The following is an 18,497-nucleotide window of genomic DNA, read 5'->3' as shown; positions in this document are numbered from 1 at the left end:
CCGATGGACTGCACCGGGAGGTGCCTCATGAAGCATGCATGGTGGACGGCGGCGATCTTCGCCGGCCTCGCGTTCGGTGCGGTCTCACAGGTCGCCCACGCGCAGCAGCAACAGGAAGAGGAAGAGGAATCCGCACGTGATCGTGGCCAGCGCGCCAGTCCGTCGGATCGCTTCTGCATCCGCGAAACCGGTTCGCGCGTCACCGCGGCCCGTAATGCGCGCTCCAAGCGTGCCGAGCAGGAATGCACCACCGGCGGCGGCCGCGTCTACACGCGCGAGGACATCGACCGCACCGGTTCGGTGGACGTCAAGGACGCGCTGCGCAGGCTCGACCCGTCGATCAACTGATTCCGATCAATTGCGGCACGCAGGCGCCCGGCTCCGGCCGGGCGTTTGCATGTCCGGCGTCAGCAGGCGTCGCTGCGTCCCGTGGTCCACAGCAGGCCGCGCAGCAGTTGCGCGCGAAACACCGAATCGGCATACAGCGCCGGGTCGTGGCCGAAGCCGGTGTACCAGGCGCGGCCGCCGGCGTTGGTATGGCACCAGGCGATGGGATGGTCGTCGCCCATGCGCCCGGCGGGATGCGAGGCGGGATCGATCGACGCGGTCACCTGGACGAACGATCGCGGATTGCGCCGGTAGTCGTAGATCTCGTCGGTGACGCGCCAGTCGCGCAGGCCGTCCGGCCCGGCGTTATGTTCGAACACCACACGCACCGACTGCAGGCCTTCGGGATGGCGTGCGAACCACGCGCCGACCAGATCGCCGTACCAGGGCCAGGTGTAGCCGCTGTCGGCGGCGGCGTGCACGCCCATGAAGCCGCCACCTGCGGCGACGTAGCGTTCGAACGCGGCCTGCTGCGTGGGGTCAAGCACTTCTCGCGTCGTGCTGACGAACACCACCGCGTCGTAGCGCGCGAGCTCCGCATCCGTGAACAGCGCCGCGTCCTCGGTCGCATCGATCGCGAATCCGGACTGCGCACCCAGCGCCTGCAAGGTATCCAATGCGACGGGGATCGAGTCGTGGCGGAAGCCGGCAGTGCGTGAGAACAGGAGCACACGTGTCGCCGTTTCGCTTGAGGCGGACGTGGTGAGCTGCGTCGATCCGGCCTGCGTGGCGCAGCCGGCGAGGGCCACCGCGCAGACGGCGGCGAATACGGAGCGAGGATTCATGGCGCGAGGATAGGGCGACGGTGCACCCGCGCTCACGCCGCAGCGCACCAGTCGGCGCCGGGATGCGATGCGATAATCGCCGCATCGACTTCAACGGAATGCCGCAATGACCGACGCTTCGCGCCACGACCCGTCCCGCACGATCCGCGCCCCGCGCGGCAGCGAGCTGACCTGCCGGTCGTGGCTCACCGAAGCGCCGTTCCGCATGCTGCAGAACAATCTCGATCCCGACGTCGCCGAGCGCCCGGAAGACCTCGTCGTCTACGGCGGCATCGGCCGCGCCGCGCGTGACTGGGCCTGCTACGACGCGATCCTCGAATCGCTCAAAACCCTCGGCGATGACGAAACACTGCTGGTGCAGTCCGGCAAGCCGGTCGGCGTGTTCCGCACGCACAGCGATGCGCCGCGCGTGCTGATCGCCAACTCCAATCTGGTGCCGCACTGGGCGACGTGGGAGCACTTTCACGAACTCGATCGCAAGGGCCTGGCGATGTACGGCCAGATGACCGCGGGTTCGTGGATCTACATCGGCAGCCAAGGGATCGTGCAGGGCACGTACGAGACCTTCGTCGAGATGGGGCGCCAGCACTACGGCGGCGACCTGACCGGCAAGTGGATCCTCACCGCGGGTCTCGGCGGCATGGGCGGTGCACAGCCGCTGGCCGCGAGTCTCGCCGGCGCGTGTTCGCTGACCATCGAGTGCCAGCAGAGCCGGATCGATTTCCGCATCAAGACGCGCTACGTCGATGAGCAGGCCACTGACCTCGACGACGCACTTGCGCGCATCGAGAAGTACACGCAGGCAGGCGAAGCGAAATCCATCGCGCTGCTGGGCAACGCCGCCGAGGTGCTGCCGGAGCTGGTGAAGCGCGGCGTGCGTCCCGACTGTGTCACCGACCAGACCAGCGCGCACGATCCCGTTCACGGTTACTTGCCGATCGGCTGGAGCGTCGAGCGCTGGCTCACTGAGCAGTCCGCGAATCCCGAGGCCGTGCGCGATGCTGCCAAAGCCTCGATGCGCGTGCACGTTGAAGCGATGCTCGCGTTCCACGCTGCTGGCATTCCGACCGTCGACTACGGCAACAACATCCGTCAGATGGCGCAGGACGAAGGCTGCACAAATGCCTTCGATTTCCCGGGCTTCGTGCCGGCCTACGTGCGCCCGCTGTTCTGCCGCGGCATCGGCCCGTTCCGCTGGGTCGCGCTGAGCGGCGATCCCGAAGACATCGCCAAGACCGATGCCAAGGTCAAGGAACTGATTCCCGACGACGCGCATCTGCACCGCTGGCTCGACATGGCCGCCGAGCGCATCGCCTACCAGGGCCTGCCTGCGCGAATCTGCTGGGTGGGCCTGGGCGTGCGCGACAAGCTGGGCCTCGCGTTCAACGAGATGGTGCGCAACGGCGAACTCAAGGCGCCGATCGTGATCGGCCGCGACCATCTCGATTCCGGCTCCGTTGCCTCGCCCAATCGCGAGACCGAAGCGATGCAGGATGGTTCCGATGCTGTCAGCGACTGGCCACTGCTCAACGCGATGCTCAACGTTGCCGGCGGCGCGACCTGGGTGTCGCTGCATCACGGTGGTGGCGTGGGCATGGGCTACTCGCAGCATTCCGGCGTGGTCATCGTCTGCGACGGCACCGCGGAAGCTGACACGCGCATCGCCCGCGTGTTGTGGAACGACCCCGGCACCGGCGTGATGCGCCATGCGGACGCGGGCTACGACATCGCGAAGGACTGCGCGAAGGCGCAGGGTCTGAATCTGCCGATGGCGCGCTGAGGCGCGAACGCCTTTGGGCAAACGCCGATGTCGATCGCGCGCGTGTGCAGGCGACCCATGGTCGCGGCCCGCGCCCGGTCGACGACGTTGCAGGCGGGTGTGACAGCAAGCATCCAATTTCCGGGGAGCGGTGCGATGAAGTGCGTTGAACGTCTGGCCGCGTGCGCGGTGTTGTGGCTCTCGATCGCCCCATCCACGTTGGCCGCGCCGCTCTTGCGTGGCGACGCGCTGCACGTCTGCAACGCGCTGAGTGGCTTCACCAATCTGCGCGACGGACCTGGCGCCAGCAGGTCCGACGTCGTGACCCGGATGCCGAACGGCCAACGGCTCAGATTCGCGAACGCCGAGCGGACGCCCGAGGGGCATGTCTACTACCGCGTCGCCATGCTGGATGCGGAGGGCGACGCGATGCGCAGTGGCTATGTGCACCACGAGGCCGTGCGCGCGACGTGCGACATGCCGGCCACGCAGAACGATGCGCTCGCGCGGCTGGCGGCCAGCATCGCCGCGGACAATCCTGAGCTCGCTGCGTCCGACATCGTGGCCGTCAATGCGGACTTCGATGGCACTTCGATCGACCTCAAGCATTTGCTGCAACTGCAGAACCTCTCCGCACTGGCGGCGTGGAAGACGCTCGAATTCATCGACCTCACCGGGTCGGGTGTCACCGATCTGGCGCCGCTGTCCGGCCTGCAGGCGCTGAAGACGTTGAGCCTGTACGAAACGGCAGTGCGCGACATCACGCCGCTGTCGAAGGTGCGTGCTTTGGAGACGCTGAATCTCCACGGTACGCAGATCGCCGATGTGGACGCGCTGTCGGGCCTGCAGAGCCTGCACACGCTGTATCTGTCGACGAGTCGCGTGCGCGACATCGGCGGGCTCGGCGGTCTGCCCGATCTGCGTGTGCTGACGCTGTCGGAGACGCAGATCGACGATCTGTCGCCGCTCGCATCCTTGTCGTCGCTGCGCAATCTCACCCTGTCGAGTGCAGGGGTGCGCGACACCGCTTTCCTGCGCGATAAGCCGCTGCTGAAGACGCTGGATCTCGACGGCAACGACATCGATGATCTGTCCGTGATCGCAGCGCTGCCGGCGCTGGAAAGCGCGATGCTCAGCACTAATCCGTTCACCGACATCGCGCCACTGGCGCAGATGACGACGCTGCGCACGCTGTCGCTGGCCAACAGCACCGCGGCGGACTACAGGCCGCTGGCGAAGCTGACGGGTCTGACCCGTCTGGAACTCGCCGGTAGCGGCATCGTCGATCTCGCGCCGCTCGCCACGCTCACCCGGCTCGAATCGCTTGCGCTGGGCGGCACACGCGTTGCGCGCATCGATGCCGTCGCCCGGATGCCGTCGTTGCGCATGCTGTATCTGTTCGACACGCAGGTCGACGATCTCGCGCCGCTGGCGGGTCTGCGGCAGCTGGAACGGTTGTCGCTCGGCAGCACGCCCGTCGCCGATCTGTCGCCGCTCGCCGGCCATCGCGCGATGCGCGTGCTCGATCTGCGACGGACGCGTGTCACGGACTTTTCGGCGATCGCGCCGATGACTTCACTCGTGGAGCTGGATCTGGCCGGCACCTCGTTCACTGCGATGTCGACGCTGGCGCCACTGAAAGCGCTGCAGACACTGGATCTGTCGGAGACCGCCGTCGACGACGTCTCGGTGCTCGCAACCCTGCCCGAACTGCGCTGGGTGCGCTTGGAAAAAACGAACGTGCGCGACGTGTCACCGCTGCGGTCGATGACCACGCTGCGTTCCCTGCGGCTGACCGGATCGCCGGTCGGGAATGTGGACGTGCTGTCGGCGCTGGCTGACGCGGGGCTCGATATCCGCACCGACTAGTGCGATCGGGAGATGACGGGTCCAGGGTCAATTCCGGGACTGCACCTCTTTCCAAGGTCCACCAGACGCTGGTGTTGTGTGGTGAACTGGTGCCGCGATGGCGGCCCTATCCCTCTTTTAGTGACACACCGGGTGATGACCATGAACGCTTGTGCGCGCGGGGCGATCGCCATGCTGGTGCTGTGCCTTGCATGCGTCTCCCATGCGCAGGAGCAGCGACCGCTACTGGACGCCCTGCAGGCAATGGGTGTGGGAACAGCAGCGGTCGATTCGAAAGCCGGACGCGGTGATTCGACGTTCAACGGACCCGAGTTCGACGAGGCCAGCAACGAGTGGCGGATGATGATCGAACGCGGCGACGGTGCCATGTACCGGCGATTCTTCGTGTCGCTCAACGAGTCTTCCGGCGTGGTCTGCGTCCATGAGCTGGCCAGCGAGTGCGCGCAGCGCGACGACGCCGTCTTGGCATTGCAGGCTGCCCGAGACAAGCGCCGAGGCCTTGCCGATGCGGCGCTGAATCCACCGCCCGATCTTCAGGGCGTCATGATCGCGGTGATACGTCACCAGCGGAGCGCCGGCGGTTACCTGGCCGGCACCCGCATGCCGCTGTACGTAACGCTGCATTTACCTGGTGGCGATCGCCCGATCGACCTCTCCGCGGAATCGATTCGATCGCTGGGCGATACGGGCCTGCAGCTGCGGGCGGGCTCAGACTGGAAAGCGCCGGAGAGTGGTGCGCAAGAGCACGTTGCAATGACGATGAGCGTCGGCACGCCGACGCGACGGGCGGACGGGGACTACGACATCACGTTCGGATTCTGGTGCGGTCCGCTCTGCGCCTCCAGCCATAGGGCGGTCTTGCGCCATGGAGCGTCGGGATGGCGTGTGATCTCCTCGCAGATGGACTGGATCTCGTGATCAGCAGCGAACGCTTCCAGGTTCGCTTGCCGAGCGGAAGAAGCGCTTTCAGCTTCGGTTGAATGCCTGCATGTGAGTCGGGCTGGTCTGGTCAGAACCCGATGACGATGCTGCACCGTCGTCGCAGGTGCTCCCTGCGAAGCCTTCAACCAGACACGCGTTGTACGAGCCATTCGACGATCGCATCGAACCGCTCCTGCTCGAGCGCGTGTCCACGCTCGACGCGCAGCGCGGTGATGAAGTCACCAGCGGCCCGCGCTACGACCTGATCGGCGTCGCGCGAATATTTGTCTTCGGTCCCCGACACCACCAGCGTCGGGCGCGGGCCGATGGCCGCCAGCACGTCGTGCGTGTCGATCAGCTGCGCCAGGCCCGGTACGGCTTCGAACAGGGTGATGCCAGTCTCTTCGCGGCGGCGGGTGTCGAAGCTGCAGACCGCGCCACTGATGCAGGCGAAGCGGCAGCGCGGGTCGACGGCAGCGTGGTACAGCGCGGTGTAGCCGCCGTACGAATGGCCCGCGATGCCGACGCGGCGTGCGTCGAGTCCGGCGGCGTCAATCAGCACGCTCAACGCACGCTGGGCGTCGTCGAGGCCCTTGCGCATCAGCGTGTCGCCGTCGAGCAGGCGGTAGCTCATGGCGCTGTAGTGCTGCAGCCAATCGTAATAGTGCGGCTCCACGCCGTGCACGTTGCCGCGGCGATCCTCGAACGTGAGGGCGTCCGGCGCCAGCACTGCGAGGCCGCGACGCGCGAGCGCCGGGCCGAAGGCCTGGAACGGGCTGCCGACATCGCCGGCGATTTCGCTCTTGCCGAAGTGGAACTCGCCGTTGTGCTGGTGGAAGACCACCACGCCGCCTCGGGCGCGCTGCGCCGTGGGCATGAAGAGGAACGCTGGAATGATGTCGCCTTCCAGGCCGCGGTATTCAATCCGTTCCCGGGTGAATCCGTCGAACGTATCGACGTCGCCATGTTCGAATGCGACGGACACAGGCGCCGCAAGCCGGAGGCGTTCTCGAAGCATTGCGCCGATGTCGTTGGTCATGACGTTCCCCGGAGAAGGTGTGCCGATTCCCGATGTTCGAGTCGCGTTCCTGATGCCCGCGCATGTGTCGAATGCACGAGCGCTCAATGATGCGTGTGCGCGTCGGCATCCGAAGCAGGCGCGTCAGCAGGAAGGCCGCGGTCCTGCAGCCAACGCTGCATCTGCGCGATCTCGGTTTCCTGCGCGGCGATGACCTGCTGCGCGAGGGCGCGCACCTCCGGGTCGGTGCCGTGTTCGAGCACGACATGGGCCATGTCGATGGCGCCCTGGTGGTGCGGAATCATGCCGCGCATGAAGTCGACATCGGCATCGCCGGTGAAGCCGGCGCCCATGCCGGCGTGCATGGCGTCATTGACGCGCTGGTAGGCCAATGTGGATGCGCTCGCGGTGTCGCCTTCGGCCGCGGTGGTCGCGGGCACGGATTCGACAGCGGCAGGCGGCGTTGCGTCGGCCTCGGCCGTGGATGCGGTGTCGGGCGCATCAGGCGCACAGGCGGCGAGCAGGGCGGTCATCGCCATCAACGGGATCAGGCGCATGCGGGCGGTCCTCGGGGTTGCGTGGAGCGCGACACCATGCCCGGTCGACTCGGGGCCTGTCCAATGGATGCGTTCGAACCCGGAGTCGCCTCGCCGGCCGGCAACTGGGAGAATGCCGGGAACCGCCCCGTTCCCGCCCGAGACCACCTTGAACCAGTCGGACCCCAACACGTTGCACGGCGCGCGCGACACCGAACGCGTCGAACTGGCGCTCGCCGCCGGGGCGATCGTCGGTACGTGGTTCTGGGACATCGCGCGCGACAACGTGACGATCGACGATGCGCTCGCCGAAGCCTTCGGGCTCGATCCGAAGGCGGCGCGTGGAGACCTGCGTCTCGACGAGATCGTCGCCTATGTGCATCCCGAGGATCGCGCAGGGCTGCAGGCGGCGATCGAGGACGCCGTGCGGCGGGGCGGCCGCTACGCGCACGCCTATCGCACCCTGGGCAAGGACCGCGAGTACCGCTGGATCGAAGCGATCGGCCGGGTCGATCACGACGCGGACGGAGAAGCGGTCGGCTTTCCCGGTGTGCTGATCGACATCGAGGAACGCCGGCGCATCGAAGCCGAGCGCGACGAGGCGCAGACGCTGCTGCGGTCGTTCGTCGAAAGCGCGCCGGGCGTGATGTACGCCAAGGACCGGCAGGGTCGCATTCTGATCGGCAATCACGGCACGACCGAACTGATCGGGCGCCCGCCCGAGGCCTACATCGGCCGCACCGATGCCGAGCTGCTCGGCGACGCCGCGCAGGCCGCCGCGGTGATGGAAACCGACGAACGGATCATGTCCAGCGGTCGCGCGGAACAGGTCGAGGAGGACGTGAGTTTTCCCGACGGACGACGCGCCTGGTGGCTGTCGACCAAGGCGCCGCTGCGCGATGCCGACGGCACGGTCACCGGGCTGGTCGGCACCTCGCTCGACATCACCGATCGCAAAGCGGCCGAGGCGCGGCATCAGGAGATCGAGGGGCGCTACCGGCTCGCGGCGCGCGCGACCAACGATGCGATCTGGGACTGGCGCATGGACGACGGTCACGTCGTCTGGAACGAGGCGCTGACCACGCTGTTCGGGCATGCGGAGACGGAGACCGGTGCGCAGTGGTGGATCGACCACATCCATCCCGACGACCGTGCGCGGATCGATACGCAGATCCACGCCGTCATCGAAGGCGACGGCTCGGTCTGGACAGGCGAATACCGGTTCCAGCGGGCCGATGGCAGTTATGCGGCCGTGCTCGATCGCGGCACCGTGCTGCGCAATGTCGCCGGCGAACCGGTGCGCATGATCGGCGCGATGCTGGACCTGTCGGCGAGCAAGGCCGCCGAGGCCGCGCTCGCGCAAAGCGAGGAACGTCTGCGCCTGGCGACCGATGCGGGTGACATGGGCTTCTGGGATGTCGACCTCGTCCACAACGCGCTGATCTGGCCGCCCCGCACGAAGGCCATGTTCGGCATCTCGGCAGATGCCCCGGTGACGCTGCGCGATTTCTATGACGGCCTGCATCCGCAGGATCTCGAGGCCACGAGCGCCGCCTTCGACGCGGCGGCCGATCCCGCCCGGCGCGCGCTCTACGACGTGGAGTACCGCACCATCGGCAAGGAGGATGGCGTCGTGCGCTGGGTCGCGGCCAAGGGGCGCGGCCTGTTCGAAGGCGAGCGCTGTCTGCGCGTGCTCGGTGTCGTCATCGACGTGACCGAACGCAAGCGCGCCGACGCGCGCCTGCAGGAATTGAACGAGCGGCTGGAAAGCCGCGTGCTGGCGGAAGTCGCCGAGCGCACCCGTGTCGAAGATGCGCTGCGTCAGAGCCAGAAGATGGAAGCAGTGGGCCAGCTGACCGGCGGCATCGCGCACGACTTCAACAACATGCTCGCGGCCGTGGTCGGACCGCTGGATCTGCTGGCCTCGCGCCTGAAGGACCATCCCGATCCACGCACCAAGCGCTACATCGACATGGCGATCGACGGTGCGAACCGTGCCGCGCAACTCACCCAGCGCCTGCTCGCGTTCTCGCGGCAGCAACCGCTGCAGCCGGTGCCGGTGGATGCGAACCGCCTGATCGCGGGCATGTCGGATCTGCTCGCGCATTCGCTGGGCAGCAGCGTGCGGTTGCAGACCGATCTCGCCGCGGACCTGTGGTCCACGCACGTCGATGCCAACCAGCTCGAGAATGTGGTCCTCAATCTCGCGGTCAACGCACGCGACGCGATGCCCGGCGGTGGGCGATTGACGATCGCAACCTCGAACTGCGAGATCGCGCGTGGCAGCGCTGCCGATCCGCAGGACGTGCCGCCCGGCCAGTACATGCTGATCACCGTGTCCGACGACGGCAGCGGCATGCCGCCGGACGTGATGGCCAAAGCCTTCGATCCGTTCTATACGACCAAGAAGGTCGGCAAGGGCACCGGGCTCGGGTTGTCGCAGGTCTACGGCTTCGTACTGCAGTCGGCCGGCCATGTGCGGATGACGTCGGACGTCGGGCAGGGTACGGTCGTGCGGATCTGGCTGCCGCGACTCGAAGGTCAGGTCGATGTGGCCGCGTTGGCCGATGTGGACGCCACCACGCCGCTCCGCGGTCATCAGGAATTGGTGCTGGTCGTCGACGACGAACCGGCGGTGCGGCAGTTCTCCACCGATGCCTTGAACGAACTCGGCTACCGCGTGCTCGCCGCGGATGGCGCCGCCAAGGCGCTGCAACTGCTGGAGACGCATCCCGACATCGTGCTGCTGTTCACCGACGTGGTGATGCCCGAGGTCAACGGCCGCCAGCTGGCCGACGCAGCGCTGAAGCGCCGGCCGGATCTCAAGGTGCTGTTCACCACCGGCAACAGCCGCAACACGCTGGTGCAGGACGGCGTACTCGATGCGGGTGTGCAGTTGATCGGCAAGCCGTTCACGGTCGATGCGCTGGCCACACGGATGGCGGCGGTGCTGGGCGTCACGCCCGACGCCTGAAGGGTCGATCGCGCTCCGGCGGGTCGACCGCCGGAAGTCAGGATGGCGAACGCCACGGGCGCGCGGCGGTAGCGCCCGTTAGATTCGATGCAGCACCGATACGAGCGCCGCCAGTGACTGCCACGCAACACAACATGAGACACGTCGCGCTGGCGCACTCGCGCAGCTGGCGTGTGTGGCTGGTGGCCGCAGTCCTGCTGGCCGAACTGGCGCATCTGGCCTGGGAGCATCTGCATGGCGGCATCGTCAGCCACCATCTGCTTGCTCGCCCGGACCTGCCGGCGGTGTGGAATGGCTGGGGTCTGGTGCTGCTGCCCGCATTGACGTGGTTCGTCACCGGGCGCGTTGCGCGACGCGTCGAACGACATGCCAACCCGGGCCGCGCGATGCGCATTGCGTGGCTCGGATTCGTCATCGCGGCTGCACTCGGTGCTGCGCTTTCGATTGCGTTCGTCAGCGGGGTGGAAGACGCCGCGTTCGCGGTGCTGTTGTCGGCGCTGGTGCTTGGCCTAGTGCTGCCGGCTTATCGCGCCGAGTGCCTGCTGGGCTTCGTGCTGGCGATGACCTTCACGTTCGGCGCGGTGCTGCCGCTGCTGATCGGCGGCATCGTGGCGACCGTGTCGGCCATCGCGCATCTGGGCCTGTATGCGCTGGCACGGCGTGTGTGGCGCCGGACACGTGGGCGCGCGGCGCTCGCCTGAAGTAACGGGTTGTGCAGCGGCCTGTGCGTCGCCATCTTGTGGGAACCCGCGAACTGCCGGAACTCCCATGAGCCGTTTCGATCTCACCCCGCCTTCCGCCGAACAGCGCTCCGCGCTCGAGGCCGACCTGTCCGCCGACGAGCGCCGCGTGCTGCTGCAGCACGGCACCGAGGCGCCGTTCTGCGGCGTGTTCCTCGACAACAAGCGCGAGGGCACCTACTGCTGCCGCCTGTGCGCACTGCCGCTGTTCCGCTCCAGCGCGAAGTTCGATTCGGGCACCGGCTGGCCCAGTTTCTTCGCGCCCTACGACCCGGACCACATCACCCTGATCCGGGACACCAGCCACGGCATGGTCCGCGTCGAGGAAGTCTGCGCGCGCTGCGGCAGCCACCTGGGTCATGTGTTTCCGGACGGCCCGCCGCCGACGCACGAGCGGCACTGCCTGAATTCCGTGGCGCTGACCTTCGTCGGCGAAGGTGAAGCGCTGGCCGATCCATTGCAGCGCGGTGGCGCGGAAGCCGGCGCCGCCTGAGGCGATGCTTCAATCCGCACATGCAAACGGCGCCCTCGAGGCGCCGTTTGCGTTTGAGCGAGCCGGGAGTCGCGATCAGGGCGTCAGCACGACCTTGCGGCAGGCGTCTTCCTTGCCGTCGAAGATCTCGTAACCCTTGGCTGCATCGGCGAGTGCCATGCGGTGCGAAATGATCACGTCCGGCTGCAGGCGGCCTTCGCCGATGTGTTCCAGCAGTTCGGGCATGTACTTCTGCACATTGGTCTGGCCCATCTCGAAACGCAGGCCTTTGTCGAAGGCATCGCCGAACATGAAGGCATGGATGAAGCCGGCATACACACCCGGCACGCTGACCGTGCCGGCGCGACGCGTTGCCGCGATGCACTGGCGCAATGCGGCGCCGCTGCTGCCTTCGAGCTTGAGCTGGGTGGCGATGGTATCCGCCTTGCTGCCCTTGGCTTCAAAGCCCACCGCGTCGATCGTCGCGTCCACGCCGCGACCATTGGTCTGCGAAATGATCTCTTCCGCCGGGTCGTCGGTGTCCTCGAAGTTGATCGGAATCACGCCGTAGGTCGCGACTGCGAAGTCGAGGCGGTACTGGTAGCGGTCGATCATGAAGATGCGCTCGGCGCCGAGCATCTTCGCGCACGCCGCGGCCATCAGGCCGACCGGACCGGCGCCGAAGATCGCAACCGTCGACCCCCTGGTGACGCGCGCATTGAGCACGGCCTGGTAGCCGGTCGGCAGGATGTCGGACAGGAACAGCACCTGCTCGTCGGGCAACGCATCGGGTACGACGATCGGGCCAACGTTGCCCTTGGGCACGCGCACGTACTCGGCCTGGCCGCCGGGCACGCCGCCATAGAGATGGCTGAAACCGAACAGCGCCGCAGGCGGCCGCATGCCCTTGGAATTGAGTGCGGCGCCGGTGCCCGTGTTGGTGGTTTCGCATGCGGAAAACTCGGCCAGACGGCAATGGAAGCAGTCGCCGCAGGCGATGACGAACGGGATCACCACGCGGTCGCCCTTGCGCACGTTGGTCACATCACTGCCGACGTCTTCGACGATGCCCATGAACTCGTGGCCGAGGATGTCGCCCTTGTGCAGCTCGGGAATCTTGCCGCGGAACAGATGCAGGTCCGAGCCGCAGATCGCGGTCGCGGTAACGCGCAGCAGGATGTCGTCGGCGTCCTGCAGGACCGGATCGGGCACGGTGTCGACCCGCACATCCTTGCTGCCGTGGTAGGTGAGCGCTTTCATCGTGTCGTCCTGTGCAATGGATTGCGCCCATCTGACGCAGACCGATGGCAGGAACACGTGACGCGGAGATCGTGATGGCGTGATTCGGGTGAAGCGGCGGATGGATGAAAGCGGGTTGGATCGCGGTGTAAGGCGGATGGCGGTGGTGGCGCTGCGGTCGTGTATCCGCGGAGTGGGCGTAGATGCGAGTGCGATGAATGCGCGCGTCGTTCTCTGTGCAGCAGGGGGATGCGCGAATTGCGAGGCGTGGGACGCGTCTCTTGTGTTGGCTACTGGCCGCACCCCTCACCCGACGCGCTTCGCGCGTCGACCCCGGATCGAGTCCGGGGCAGGCGCTCTCCCAGAGGGAGAGGTGTAACGGTCCGCGTCGCGTTCCAGGCATCCGCGCTCAACCCGCCTCGAACGCTGCGATCTCGTCGAGCAGGCGCTGGCTGCGGCGGATGCCGTCTGCGCCGTCGGCGCAGTTGATCGGGCCCTCTGCTTTGGCGAGAAGGCGTGCGCGGTTGCGCCAGGCGTAGAACCAGGTCGCGGCGAGGCCGACACCGCCGATGACCAAGCTCCAGACGATCCAGGCCGGCGTGGCGCCCGACGACGGCGCATCGCCGAGGCCGGCGAATGCGACCACGACCGGCAGCCACATGACCCACCACGGTGCGCCGCACAGTCCCGAGTTCAATGCGTAGACACGCAGCAACGCGGCCAGCTGGCGCTGGATCTGCAGCACTGGCGCGGCGTAGTCGACGCGGCCTGCCAGAACCAGCGTCGCGGTCGCGCCGAGGATCGTGAGCACGCCGAAGGCATGCACCGCGATGCCGGCGATCAGCAGTCCGGCGACATCGGTGTTGCGGGTCCAGCAGGCGACGCCGAGCACGATCAGCGCGATGCCGAGTGCGGCCTGCAGCCAGTGGCCGAGCTTCAGCGGGCGCAGCTGTCCCCTGGCCCGCACCAGCCGGGTTTCGCGCAGCAAGGCGAGCTGCACGGCGTCGCTGCGGGCCATGCGTGTTTCCAGCGATTGCCAGGCGGCTTTCAGGTCATCGGGTTCCATGGCGGGTCCTCTAGAGTTCGTGGCGGATGCGCTGGCGCAGCCGGCTGATCTTGGTGGCGACGTTGGTTTCGGAGAGGCCGAGGATTTCGGCGATGTCGCGGTGGCTGCGGTCGTCGAGATAGAGCAGCAGCAGGGCGCGATCGAGCGGCGCCTGGGCGTGGATGAAGCGGTGCAGGGCGCGGACCTGCTGTTCGGCCTGCGGGTCGCGCGGCGCGGGATCGGCGAGGTCGTGCAGGGTCTCGTCGAGGGGTACCGCATGGCGATGACGCACCGTCGCGCTGCGCACCGCGCTGATCGCCACGTTCAGCGCGATCCGGTACATCCAGGTGCTGAAGGCCTTGGCCGGGTCGTATTTCGGCCACGCGCGCCACAGCTGCACGGCGATTTCCTGGGCCAGATCGGCGCGGTCGTCCGGATCGCGGCAGTAGCTGGCGGCCACGGTCGCGACGATGCCGTGGTGGTCCTGCAGCAGCCGGGTGAATGCGGCGCGGTCGTGCGCGAGGGGCATCGTGGTGTCCATGGAAGTCCGTGTCGAACCTGTCATGAGGTGGTTCGCGCGGGGGCGGCGGATATCACACGTTGAGGCGGCCGATCCGGCAAGCCGATGGGCGCGCAGGCCCGGCGCGGCACGTCTGAAGCTCGTGTTCGTCGCAGGCGATGCTGATCGAGTTCCTCTTCACGTCATTCCCGCGAAGGCGGGATCCAGAGGCTTTCAAGCCGTTGAGCGCCAAGGCACTGGATGACCGGACATGCGTCCGTTGAAGAGCCCGCCTTCGCGGGAATGACGATTTTTTCGACGTTGCCCTAATACCTCTTCGCTATTGACGCCGATCCCACCCGCTCCGGTGCCTATACTCGCCATCCCTTGCCCCCACGCAGGCCCATCCAAGATGACTGCTTCAAGCTCCGCGGCGCCACCCGCCGCTCCCAATGCGGCCCGGCCGGCCAGCCTGCGCCGGTCCGTGTCGAACACCCTGAAGGGTTCGGCCGGCAACCTCGTCGAGTGGTTCGACGTCTATGTGTACTCGGTGTTCGCGGTCTATTTCGAGTCGCAGTTCTTCTCGCCCGACGACAAGAACTCCACCCTCTACGTCTGGGCGATCTTCGCCGCGACCTTCCTGATGCGCCCGATCGGCGCCTGGTACTTCGGCCGCTTTGCCGACCGCTACGGCCGGCGCCTGGCACTGACGGTGTCGGTGTCGGTGATGGCGGGCTGTTCGTTCCTCATCGCGATCAGCCCGACCGCCGAGCAGATCGGCATCTGGGCCGCGGTGCTGTTGCTGATCGCGCGCCTGATCCAGGGCTTCGCGACCGGCGGCGAGTACGGCGCGAGTGCGACCTACATGTCCGAGGCCGCGATTCCCGGCCGTCGTGGCTTCCTGTCCTCGTTCCACTACGTGACCCTGGTCGGCGGCCATGTGCTGGCGCAGGCGACGCTGCTGGCGATGCTGCTGCTGCTCGATACCTCGCAGATCTCCGAGTGGGGCTGGCGCGTGGCGTTCGGCATCGGTGGCCTCGCCGCGATCGTGGTGTTCTGGCTGCGCCGCACGATGGACGAATCGCTGGAATCGGATTCGATCAAGGCCGCCAGGACCGGTGGCGCGGAGGCGTCGGGCTCGATCCGCGAGCTGTTCGTGAACCAGTGGCGTCCGCTGCTGCTGTGCTTCCTGATCACCGCGGGCGGCACGGTCGCGTTCTACACCTACTCGGTCAACGGTCCGAAGATGATCCAGACCGCGTTCGCCGGCGACGACGTCATGGTGGGCACGCTGATCAACCTCGGCCTGCTGACCTTCCTGATGGTGCTGCAGCCGATCGGCGGCTGGCTGTCGGACAGCGTGGGCCGCAAGAGCCTGCTGGTGTTCTTCGGCATCGGCGGCGTGCTCTACACCTGGTATTTGGTGACGGCGTTGCCGCAGCAGACGAGCGCACTGTCGGCCTTCATCATCCTGGGCATCGGTTTCATCATCCTGACCGGCTACACGTCGATCAACGCGGTGGTGAAGGCGGAACTTTTCCCGACGCACATCCGTGCGCTGGGTGTGGGCCTCGGCTACGCGCTGGCCAACTCGGCCTTCGGCGGCACCGCGCCGCTGCTGTACCAGGCCGCGCTGAAGTCGGACCAGGTGATCACGTTCGCCATCTACGCCACCGTCATCATCGCGGTCTCGCTGGTGGTCTACGTCTTCTTCCTGAAGAACAAGGACCAGAACTGGCTCGACGACGAAGCGCATATGCGCGACCGGATCGCCAAGCGCCGCTGATCCTCGCGTGACCTCTGAAGCCATCCGCCCCGTGTACGGAGCGGGTGGCTTTTTCTTTGGGCGACGTGACCGCACGCCCGTCCCGCGGCACGCCTTACTCGTGTGCTTGCGCTCCCGGTTCTCCATCGAACCGGTAGATGTCCATCGCCAGAAAGCCCATATCGATGCCGGCATCGATGCGTTGCGCGCGCATCGGCGTGCCGCCGGCGCCCATCGCGACGTACAACGGCAGCAGGTGTTCATCGGTCGGATGCGCGCGTTCGGCAAACGGGGCCTGCTTCCGGTAGTCGAGTAGTGCGTCCACATCCTCTGCCGCCAGCCGCTGCTCCAGCCAGTCGATGAAGGGCTGCACATAAGGCGCCTGACGCGCTTCGTCATAGCTGCGCCAGTCGTGCAGGTTGTGGGTGATGCTGCCCGAGCCGATCACCAGCACGCCCTCGTCGCGCAACGGCGCCAGGGCGCGGCCGATCTGGAACTGGTGCGCCGGGCCGAGACCCGGCTGGATCGACACCAGCACCACCGGAATGTCGGCGTCGGGATACAGCAGCCGAAGCGGCACCCACACGCCGTGATCGAGACCGCGTTGCGGGTCGAGCTGCGGCGGCAGTCCGGCCGCCTGCAGCAGGTCAGCCACCCGCGCGCTGAGCGCGGTGTCGCCGGGCGCGGGGTATTGGATATCGAACAACGCCTGCGGAAAACCGCCGAAATCGTGGATGGTCTCGGGCGTCGCCGCGCTACCGACCAGCGGCGCACGCGCCAGCCAGTGCGCGGACGCGATGACGATCGCTCTGGGTCTGGGCAGTGTGCGCGCGAGTTCGGCCAGGCGTTCGCCGACCTGGCCCGGTTGCAACGCGGTCATCGGCGAGCCATGCGAGATGTAGAGGGCGGGCAGGCGGGTCATCGGTGCGCTCCAGAGCGGCCGGCAACGCGCGCGGCCACGATGCGGACAGGCTATGCCTCCAAGTGGGGGCGTTAAACGGCCGCGCCAGCGAAGAACTGTTGCGGCGCAGGGCACAATCCAGGCGCGGCGCGGTGATGCGCGTGCCCAGGGAATCCAATCGCGCCCCTGCGGCGTATGACCTCATGTCTCCGCCTGCACGTTGCCCACACGGCGCTATGCCCAAGCTGCCTGCCACCGCCGTTTCGAAGGTCACGCCCCTGCACGGGGCGGTTCGCATGTCCAAACTGCTCGCCGATCCGGCTCCCGACGCGGTGTTCTGGTCCGACCAGATGACCCGCGTGGCGGCGAATGCCGACGTCGACTGCTTCATGCGGATCTACGACCACTTCGCGCCGCGGCTCAACCGCTATCTGCTGGGCCAGGGTATTCAATCCGCGCAGGCCGAGGATCTGGTGCAGGAAGCGATGCTGCGGCTGTGGCGCCGCGCGCGTTCCTTCGATGCCAAACGCGCCAGTCTCGGCACTTGGCTGTTCCGCATCGCGCGCAACCTGCATATCGATTCGCTGCGTCGCGGCGCGTCGGCGACCGCGTGGCCCGACGATGTCGAACTGCTGCACGACGACGATGGCGAGATCGGCGCGAGCGGGCCCGAAGCCTTCACCGATCATGTCGGCCTCGGCCGCGCGATCGATGCGCTGCCGGTCGGCCAGGCGCGTCTGATCCGCATGTCGTATCTCGAATCCAAGAGCCATTCCGAAATCTCCAATGAGCTCGGCATGCCGCTGGGCTCGGTGAAGTCGACGCTGCGCCGTGCGTTCGCGAAATTGCGGCGCGGGTTGGGAGGCGAAGCATGAACGTGCCGGTCCGCCATCTCGATCACGCCACGCTGGTCGGCTATTCGGCCGGCGCGCTGCCGGTCGCGTTCGCGGCCGTCGTCGCCAGCCATCTGGAACTATGCGCGAGCTGTCGCGCGCATCTGCATGCGGCCGATGCAATCGGCGCGCGCCTGATCGAGCAACAGGAAGGCGCGCCGTTGTCGGCACCCGCGCGCGATACGTTCCGTGCGCGGCTTGAAGGCGAAGCGCTTGCGCCGCCCGTCGTCATTGCCGAGCCGGCGCCTGTCGATCCCGATCTGCTGCCCACGCCGCTGCGGCCCTGGTTCGGCGAGCGGTATTCCACGCTGCGCTGGCGCGCGGTGGGACCGGGCATCCATCTGTTGCGCGCGCAGGACGAGGCACTCGGCGCGCAACTGCTGATGCTGCGCACGGCGTCGGGCAAGCGCATGCCGATGCACAGCCACGGCAATAACGAACTGACTCTGATCCTGCGCGGCGCCTACGACGACGTGCTCGGCCATTTCGGCCCCGGCGACGTCGCCGATCTCGATCACGAGACCGAGCACCAGCCGGTCACCAGCCACGGCGTGCCGTGCATCTGCGTGGCTGCGTCCGATGCGCCGATGCAGTTCAGCGGCTGGATCGCGCGCGCGATGCAGTCCGTGCTGCGGCTCTGACCCGCACGCGTAGGCGTGCAACTGGCGCGCTACTCGCGCGCGTCGTGGCAGGC

17 protein-coding genes are annotated in these 18,497 nt (G+C 67.3%); 10 read left to right on the top strand and 7 right to left on the bottom strand.

Going from position 1 to position 18,497, the window contains the following annotated elements; genetic code table 11:
* Positions 1 to 27 precede the first annotated feature (27 nt).
* A complete protein-coding gene (locus LU699_RS03345; protein ID WP_232134528.1) occupies positions 28 to 348 on the top strand; it encodes a hypothetical protein in 321 nt (106 codons plus the stop codon).
* 59 nt (positions 349 to 407) lie between these two features.
* Here the strand turns inward: LU699_RS03345 and LU699_RS03340 are convergent, their stop codons facing one another.
* On the bottom strand, positions 408 to 1,172 hold the full coding sequence (locus LU699_RS03340) for a ThuA domain-containing protein (RefSeq protein WP_232134529.1): 765 nt from the start codon (positions 1,170 to 1,172) through the stop codon (positions 408 to 410).
* A 106-nt stretch (positions 1,173 to 1,278) separates the two neighbouring features.
* Here LU699_RS03340 and hutU point away from each other — a divergent pair, with 106 nt between their 5' ends.
* From hutU to LU699_RS03325, 3 genes are all read left to right on the top strand, one after another.
* Complete coding sequence (gene hutU, locus LU699_RS03335; protein WP_232134530.1) at positions 1,279 to 2,952, top strand: urocanate hydratase; 1,674 nt, start codon at positions 1,279 to 1,281, stop codon at positions 2,950 to 2,952.
* A gap of 135 nt (positions 2,953 to 3,087) precedes the next feature.
* The gene (locus LU699_RS03330) at positions 3,088 to 4,800 is read left to right on the top strand and encodes a leucine-rich repeat domain-containing protein (protein WP_232148080.1); all 1,713 of its coding nucleotides are present in this window, start codon (positions 3,088 to 3,090) and stop codon (positions 4,798 to 4,800) included.
* Positions 4,801 to 4,941: 141 nt separating this feature from the next.
* Positions 4,942 to 5,718: a hypothetical protein gene (locus LU699_RS03325; RefSeq protein WP_232134532.1), complete on the top strand. Its 777-nt coding sequence runs from the start codon at positions 4,942 to 4,944 to the stop codon at positions 5,716 to 5,718.
* Positions 5,719 to 5,863: 145 nt separating this feature from the next.
* Here the strand turns inward: LU699_RS03325 and LU699_RS03320 are convergent, their stop codons facing one another.
* Positions 5,864 to 6,760 carry an alpha/beta hydrolase family protein gene (locus LU699_RS03320; protein WP_232134533.1) on the bottom strand — a complete coding sequence of 299 codons (897 nt, stop codon included), beginning with the start codon at positions 6,758 to 6,760 and terminating at the stop codon, positions 5,864 to 5,866.
* Between the two features lie 83 nt (positions 6,761 to 6,843).
* Positions 6,844 to 7,296 carry a CopM family metallochaperone gene (copM, locus tag LU699_RS03315; RefSeq protein WP_232134534.1) on the bottom strand — a complete coding sequence of 151 codons (453 nt, stop codon included), beginning with the start codon at positions 7,294 to 7,296 and terminating at the stop codon, positions 6,844 to 6,846.
* 148 nt (positions 7,297 to 7,444) lie between these two features.
* On the opposite strand from copM, the gene LU699_RS03310 reads away from it, so the two are divergent.
* The 3 genes from LU699_RS03310 to msrB all read left to right on the top strand — a co-directional run bounded on the left by LU699_RS03310 (position 7,445) and on the right by msrB (position 11,482).
* Positions 7,445 to 10,249 (top strand): PAS domain-containing hybrid sensor histidine kinase/response regulator, encoded by a 2,805-nt coding sequence (locus LU699_RS03310; RefSeq protein WP_232134535.1) that lies wholly within the window; start codon positions 7,445 to 7,447, stop codon positions 10,247 to 10,249.
* Positions 10,250 to 10,383: 134 nt separating this feature from the next.
* Entirely contained in the window at positions 10,384 to 10,950 is a 567-nt protein-coding gene (locus LU699_RS03305; RefSeq protein WP_232134536.1) for a hypothetical protein, read from the top strand.
* Positions 10,951 to 11,017: 67 nt separating this feature from the next.
* Positions 11,018 to 11,482, top strand: a complete 465-nt coding sequence (msrB, locus tag LU699_RS03300) for a peptide-methionine (R)-S-oxide reductase MsrB (RefSeq protein ID WP_232134537.1) — start codon at positions 11,018 to 11,020, stop codon at positions 11,480 to 11,482.
* 75 nt (positions 11,483 to 11,557) lie between these two features.
* On the opposite strand, the gene LU699_RS03295 is transcribed toward msrB, so the two are convergent.
* The 3 genes from LU699_RS03295 to LU699_RS03285 all read right to left on the bottom strand — a co-directional run bounded on the left by LU699_RS03295 (position 11,558) and on the right by LU699_RS03285 (position 14,274).
* Positions 11,558 to 12,721, bottom strand: a complete 1,164-nt coding sequence (locus LU699_RS03295; RefSeq protein ID WP_232134538.1) for a zinc-dependent alcohol dehydrogenase — start codon at positions 12,719 to 12,721, stop codon at positions 11,558 to 11,560.
* A gap of 388 nt (positions 12,722 to 13,109) precedes the next feature.
* The gene (locus LU699_RS03290) at positions 13,110 to 13,766 is read right to left on the bottom strand and encodes a hypothetical protein (RefSeq protein WP_232134539.1); all 657 of its coding nucleotides are present in this window, start codon (positions 13,764 to 13,766) and stop codon (positions 13,110 to 13,112) included.
* A gap of 10 nt (positions 13,767 to 13,776) precedes the next feature.
* Positions 13,777 to 14,274: an RNA polymerase sigma factor gene (locus tag LU699_RS03285; RefSeq protein WP_232134540.1), complete on the bottom strand. Its 498-nt coding sequence runs from the start codon at positions 14,272 to 14,274 to the stop codon at positions 13,777 to 13,779.
* Between the two features lie 382 nt (positions 14,275 to 14,656).
* Between LU699_RS03285 and LU699_RS03280 the strand changes: the two genes are divergently transcribed.
* Entirely contained in the window at positions 14,657 to 16,030 is a 1,374-nt protein-coding gene (locus LU699_RS03280; protein ID WP_232134541.1) for an MFS transporter, read from the top strand.
* A 94-nt stretch (positions 16,031 to 16,124) separates the two neighbouring features.
* Here LU699_RS03280 and LU699_RS03275 read toward each other — a convergent pair whose 3' ends face one another.
* Positions 16,125 to 16,931, bottom strand: coding sequence for a dioxygenase family protein (locus tag LU699_RS03275; protein ID WP_232134542.1), 807 nt, complete (start codon positions 16,929 to 16,931; stop codon positions 16,125 to 16,127).
* A gap of 275 nt (positions 16,932 to 17,206) precedes the next feature.
* Between LU699_RS03275 and LU699_RS03270 the strand changes: the two genes are divergently transcribed.
* A complete protein-coding gene (locus LU699_RS03270; protein WP_232134543.1) occupies positions 17,207 to 17,785 on the top strand; it encodes a sigma-70 family RNA polymerase sigma factor in 579 nt (192 codons plus the stop codon).
* Positions 17,782 to 18,444: a ChrR family anti-sigma-E factor gene (locus tag LU699_RS03265; RefSeq protein WP_232134544.1), complete on the top strand. Its 663-nt coding sequence runs from the start codon at positions 17,782 to 17,784 to the stop codon at positions 18,442 to 18,444. The genes LU699_RS03270 and LU699_RS03265 overlap by 4 nt, the downstream gene beginning before the upstream one ends.
* Positions 18,445 to 18,497 lie beyond the last annotated feature (53 nt).

It is taken from the genome of Luteimonas fraxinea (assembly GCF_021233355.1).
GTDB classification, from domain to species: domain Bacteria; phylum Pseudomonadota; class Gammaproteobacteria; order Xanthomonadales; family Xanthomonadaceae; genus Luteimonas; species Luteimonas fraxinea.
Note: the sequence above shows the minus strand (reverse complement) of the source record. Positions and strands in the feature narration are given on the sequence as shown.

Coding starts and splice junctions, on each gene's coding strand:
- LU699_RS03345 (WP_232134528.1), top strand. CDS start 28: ATGAAGCATGCATGGTGGACGGCGGCGATCTTCGCCGGCCTCGCGTTC.
- LU699_RS03340 (WP_232134529.1), bottom strand. CDS start 1,172: ATGAATCCTCGCTCCGTATTCGCCGCCGTCTGCGCGGTGGCCCTCGCC.
- hutU (WP_232134530.1), top strand. CDS start 1,279: ATGACCGACGCTTCGCGCCACGACCCGTCCCGCACGATCCGCGCCCCG.
- LU699_RS03330 (WP_232148080.1), top strand. CDS start 3,088: ATGAAGTGCGTTGAACGTCTGGCCGCGTGCGCGGTGTTGTGGCTCTCG.
- LU699_RS03325 (WP_232134532.1), top strand. CDS start 4,942: ATGAACGCTTGTGCGCGCGGGGCGATCGCCATGCTGGTGCTGTGCCTT.
- LU699_RS03320 (WP_232134533.1), bottom strand. CDS start 6,760: ATGACCAACGACATCGGCGCAATGCTTCGAGAACGCCTCCGGCTTGCG.
- copM (WP_232134534.1), bottom strand. CDS start 7,296: ATGCGCCTGATCCCGTTGATGGCGATGACCGCCCTGCTCGCCGCCTGT.
- LU699_RS03305 (WP_232134536.1), top strand. CDS start 10,384: ATGAGACACGTCGCGCTGGCGCACTCGCGCAGCTGGCGTGTGTGGCTG.
- msrB (WP_232134537.1), top strand. CDS start 11,018: ATGAGCCGTTTCGATCTCACCCCGCCTTCCGCCGAACAGCGCTCCGCG.
- LU699_RS03295 (WP_232134538.1), bottom strand. CDS start 12,721: ATGAAAGCGCTCACCTACCACGGCAGCAAGGATGTGCGGGTCGACACC.
- LU699_RS03290 (WP_232134539.1), bottom strand. CDS start 13,766: ATGGAACCCGATGACCTGAAAGCCGCCTGGCAATCGCTGGAAACACGC.
- LU699_RS03285 (WP_232134540.1), bottom strand. CDS start 14,274: ATGCCCCTCGCGCACGACCGCGCCGCATTCACCCGGCTGCTGCAGGAC.
- LU699_RS03280 (WP_232134541.1), top strand. CDS start 14,657: ATGACTGCTTCAAGCTCCGCGGCGCCACCCGCCGCTCCCAATGCGGCC.
- LU699_RS03275 (WP_232134542.1), bottom strand. CDS start 16,931: ATGACCCGCCTGCCCGCCCTCTACATCTCGCATGGCTCGCCGATGACC.
- LU699_RS03270 (WP_232134543.1), top strand. CDS start 17,207: ATGTCCAAACTGCTCGCCGATCCGGCTCCCGACGCGGTGTTCTGGTCC.
- LU699_RS03265 (WP_232134544.1), top strand. CDS start 17,782: ATGAACGTGCCGGTCCGCCATCTCGATCACGCCACGCTGGTCGGCTAT.